Annotated in this window: 3 protein-coding genes; 1 reads left to right on the forward strand and 2 read right to left on the reverse strand. The window is 58.3% G+C overall.

Annotated elements, in window-relative coordinates; translation table 11 throughout:
- Positions 1-69: 69 nt before the first annotated feature.
- Together epsL and RCH09_RS19405 are read right to left on the reverse strand one after the other, a co-directional pair.
- Positions 70-1,065 (reverse strand): XrtB/PEP-CTERM-associated polysaccharide biosynthesis outer membrane protein EpsL, encoded by a 996-nt coding sequence (gene epsL, locus RCH09_RS19400; RefSeq protein ID WP_326942788.1) that lies wholly within the window; start codon positions 1,063-1,065, stop codon positions 70-72.
- A gap of 349 nt (positions 1,066-1,414) precedes the next feature.
- On the reverse strand, positions 1,415-2,503 hold the full coding sequence (locus RCH09_RS19405; protein ID WP_326942789.1) for a DUF4124 domain-containing protein: 1,089 nt from the start codon (positions 2,501-2,503) through the stop codon (positions 1,415-1,417).
- A 340-nt stretch (positions 2,504-2,843) separates the two neighbouring features.
- Between RCH09_RS19405 and RCH09_RS19410 the strand changes: the two genes are divergently transcribed.
- Positions 2,844-3,908, forward strand: coding sequence for a mechanosensitive ion channel family protein (locus RCH09_RS19410; protein ID WP_326942790.1), 1,065 nt, complete (start codon positions 2,844-2,846; stop codon positions 3,906-3,908).
- Positions 3,909-3,993: the final 85 nt, after the last annotated feature.

Consider the following 3,993-nt stretch of genomic DNA (forward strand, 5'->3'; position numbering starts at 1 on the left):
GATTTGGCTTGGATTGAAAGATGTTCATGTTGCTGTTCGAACGATGCGTGCTCTACGACGACTTGGCGATCAGACGACTTGTGTATAACGAGGTGGGCTCAACCCCTGGTTGAGGGTGTAGCTGGCGGTGACATCGTCGAGCGCGCCAATTTCGCGCCAGGCTGCTGCAGTCACGCCGGTCTTGGCGCTGGCTTGCCAGATCGTGGTCAGGCGTGCATTGAAGCCGCTGTAATCGCGCGACGGAAAGGTTTCATGACGGCGCTGGACCAGCCCGCCAAGAAATTGCAGTTGGGTTTTTGCCGTCATCAGCCAGCTGATCTTGGCCTTGATCTCATCCTGGTTGTAGCTGTTGTCGACCAGCTCGGCGCCAATCTGCTGGGGGTTCGGAAATTCGCCGCGCGTATGGCGCAGCTGGGTACCGAACGTGCTGCCGCTGGGGGCCAGGTAATCAAGACCGACCTCAAGCACGTTTTCAACGCGGTTACCGCCTTGTTGCGAAGCAAGGTCGTAGGTCAGCGAATCGCGCGACGCGCCGGCCCGTACGCGCCAGCTTGGGTGAAACAACCAGCCACCATCAACGAACTGCCTGCGGTCGGCGCGCAGATTGCGCTCGCGGCTATGAAAATTGACGAACGGCGTGAGCGCCTGAACGTAACTTGAGCCAATGTTGCCATCCAGATGGTTGCCGAGGTGCCAGTTCCAGTTGACCAGCAAATCCTTGCCATCATTGTTCAGTTCCGGCAATTCGTCGTAAGTGATATGGGAAAATTTAAGAGCAGCAGTAATGATCTGCTGGCTGAGTCGTTCGTTGACAAACAAGCCGGCCTCGGCGTGACGCGAGAGCGCAGAGTTCGAGCCGCCGGTGGTGCTACTGCCGTCGCCAACTCCCAGCACATTGTCGTCCTGCGACAGGGCATATCCGATATACGGACGGAACACATCGTCGGCGGCCGCCATGGCCGGCAAACTCGTCAGGGCACCCAGGTGCAGCAAGCGGTTTGCCGCACGTGACCAACTCCAGCGCCGCGCGGGGATTGCCGGGATTGCAAAGAAATCGGGTGTCATGGAATGGGCTGGTTCTTGAGAAGTGCGCGGCAGTAATCAAATCATCTGCGCGAAAAAGAACGCGGAAGCTTCAGCACATTCGCGTTTAACTGATCCATGTACGCCGCAGTCGAGGCTGCTTTACGTGAGACACATGAAATTGTGCAACTTGATTTTTATCAAGTCTTTTGCAGATAGTAGAGGGGTTCGCTGGGCCGCTCCGTGCGCGAACACACGTAGGGCTGCGAAACAATTGGGAAAACTGTCTCCGCTCTATCTTTGTGGCAAGTAGGACTGGGTTCGCCCGGGATTGTTCCGCAAGAAAAGAATTTGCTTTCCGGGCGCCCGTTGCGCAGTGCTCGCAGGCAAGTTATGGCTTGCCGTAATCCATTGGCAAGAATTGCAGGCGATCCCACGGGAAGCCATTCAGAACGGCATAGGAAGGCCGTCCCGCAAACAGGGCGACGTAGGGATTGGGTTGCCCGAGCGCCGTGTAGGATTTCGGATTCTGGGCGCGGATGGAAATTGCGCCGGCCTTGTCCCACACCACGAAACCGTACTTCTGGGCCGCCCTTGCGATGGTCTTCGCGACGGCGCTGATTGGCAGCGCATCCACATTGACGGACGGATCGAGGCGAAAGCGCAGCCCTTCGGGAATGCGATTGGGCAACGCGGAAGGATTCAGTCCGTCCGAACGATGCGCCGGCCATGACACGATCGCGGCAGCCTCGGTCTCGACCAGGGAAATGCCGATTGCGTGGCGGATTTCACCACGGCTCAGTTCTTCCGCGGTGACCTGACCGCCAATGAACGGCAGGCCGGTGGCAGTAGTGCCGTACGGAAATGGCCATGTGCCGTCGCTGGATTTGGCATTGCTCAACTTTCCGCCCCAGCATGCCTGCCACTGGCCCGACACATTCCGCGTCACCCAGAATTCCCATAGCGTATCGCTCGACGGCTGGTAAACCGTCATCTCTGCATCCGAATCATCGGCCGGCGCGGCAAACGACGGAATCGGCACGGCAGCCCATTGCGCTTCCAGCGCGGTCTCGGGAAAGACTTTTCGTTGGCAGTTGGAATAGGCAACCCGGGTTGTCGGGACGTTGGCGTCGGCAACATACACCGGGCTGGCATAGGACGTTGTATTGATGTTCACGGTGCTGTACCAGGTCTGCTTCTGGCGCAGGAAATCAGCCTGGAAGCCGGCGGTGTTGGCATGCAGCGGCGCGTTAATGGGAATCGGCGTGTACCAGAAACTGGTCGGCGAAAACACGGCATCGGTAAGCAAAGGCGCGCCAACGCTTGTCAAGACGGCGGCGGCGGTGCTCGTGACCGGTGCATCGACGCCGACGTTGCCGCCGCAGGCCCCCAGCACACCGGCACTTGCAAGCGCAGTCGCCATCAGGCGCCAGCGGCAGATCGGAAGTGCGTGGCGTGCGGATTTCGATTGGGATGCCATGTTGAGTCTCACTGAGGTTGCCTTGAGGCAATTCTAGGCGCGATTTTCAAGGCTTTGACTTTCTTTTTGGCAATCTGGGGCACTAAAACGGGAACTTGTGCGTCAGACAGCTTTGTAGCTCCGTCAACATTTCCGTGACGTCGATCTGCGTTCCTTTGAAAACCACAAGGCCCCGCACAGCGCGCAAGGGATTGCGCGCATCTGGCATGACGCGGCAGCCGCCGCGCACACCGTGGTCACGATGTGGCCGGCCAAATTTCAGTCACTTGTCCGGCGCAATCGCCTTCACCTGCTCGCATGCATGGCGCCCCATGCAGGCGACGAATTTTCAGGAGTATCAATGATCCGCTTTGCATTCCTGCCGTACGAAACCGTATTGGCGCTGACCGTCTCGGTCAGCGTGTTGCTGATACTGCTGGCACTCAAAAAGTTCTTGCGGCATCAATTGCAACGCCTCAACAACGAGCGTTCGCTCAACGTGCTGGGTTATGCCGAGCAGCTTGTCAGGGCGACCCGCGTCCCGTTCATGATCGGACTGGCCGGCCTGTGCGGCGTCAGCCAGATGGAGCTGCCACTGCGCTGGGAGCGCTGGCTGGGGTACGCCTGGATCATCATTCTGGTGGCACAGATTGCGATCTGGGGAAATCGCCTGATTACGGTGGCGGTGCAACGCGCCGTTGCGCGCCAGAGCAGCATCAATCCGGCCAGCGCAACGCACCTGTCGCTGGCCGGACTGGTCGGCCAGATCCTGCTGTGGTCGATTGCCCTGCTGGTGACGCTGGACAATCTCGGATTCAATGTCAGCACGCTCATGGCCAGTCTCGGCATTGGCGGCATCGCGGTGGCGCTGGCGGTGCAGAACATTCTGGGCGATATCTTTTCGTCGGTCTCGATCGCGCTCGACAAGCCCTTTGTCATCGGTGACTTCATCGTCGTCGATGCCTACATGGGGACCGTCGAGCACGTCGGCATGAAGACCACCCGGCTGCGCAGTCTCGGTGGCGAGCAGATCATCATTTCCAATACCGAACTGCTGAAAAACCGCATCCGCAATTTCAAGCGCATGCAGGAGCGGCGTGCGGTGTTCGAATTCGGCGTGGCGTTCGACACGCCGATCGAGCTGCTGGAAAAAATGCCCACCATGCTGAAAACGATCATTGCCGCCAGCGCGCACCCGACCCGCTTCGACCGTGCCCATTTCAAATCGATCGGCGACGGTGCGCTGCAATTCGAAGTCGTGTATTTCGTACTCGATCCCGACTTCAACATGTTCATGGACATCCAGCAGGCCATCAACCTGGCGCTGCTGCGCCAATGTCGGACAGCGAACATAGCAATCACATACCCAGGCCGTACCATAACGCTGGCAGCCAGTACCGAGCCCATTCGGGTTGCCCTAGCCTGAATTTTGCATAAAAAAGGGCAAGAATGCCGTAAGTGATTGATAAAATGTAAGTTATCGAGAAACACACTCATCAACACAAACGCCA

It is taken from the genome of Actimicrobium sp. GrIS 1.19 (assembly GCF_035984655.1).
Lineage (GTDB): Bacteria > Pseudomonadota > Gammaproteobacteria > Burkholderiales > Burkholderiaceae_D > Actimicrobium.